The sequence below is a fragment of the Bacillus sp. SIMBA_026 genome (assembly GCF_046535335.1).
Lineage (GTDB): Bacteria > Bacillota > Bacilli > Bacillales > Bacillaceae > Bacillus > Bacillus velezensis.
On the sequence record NZ_JAWRWX010000302.1, the window covers coordinates 1 to 256 of the forward strand.

A 256-nucleotide genomic window follows, 5' to 3' on the forward strand; every position below is an offset into this window, starting at 1 on the left:
TTTCCTCCACACTCCTCGGTGAGCCAGCCGCCCGGCCCCGGTACTTTACGGCACCCGCCATAGAATCTTTGCTCGGCTCACATGCGGAACTCGACTTCCGCGCGCACTTGTGGCCGTTGATCGCCAAGGACGCGGGCTACGCCTATTACCGCGAGCTCTTCACCGGCCATCCCTCCCGGGTACGGGGTACGTGGGCCAGTTTCGAGGCCCGGTTCGATGCCCTGGACTGGTACAGCCCCGGCCGCGAAGACCTGGT

General features: G+C 65.2%; 1 protein-coding gene. It reads left to right on the forward strand.

Translation table 11 applies throughout. The features are described 5' to 3' along the window. On the forward strand, nucleotides 1-256 hold a 256-nt coding region (locus SB847_RS21565), incomplete at both ends, for a hypothetical protein (RefSeq protein WP_410578725.1).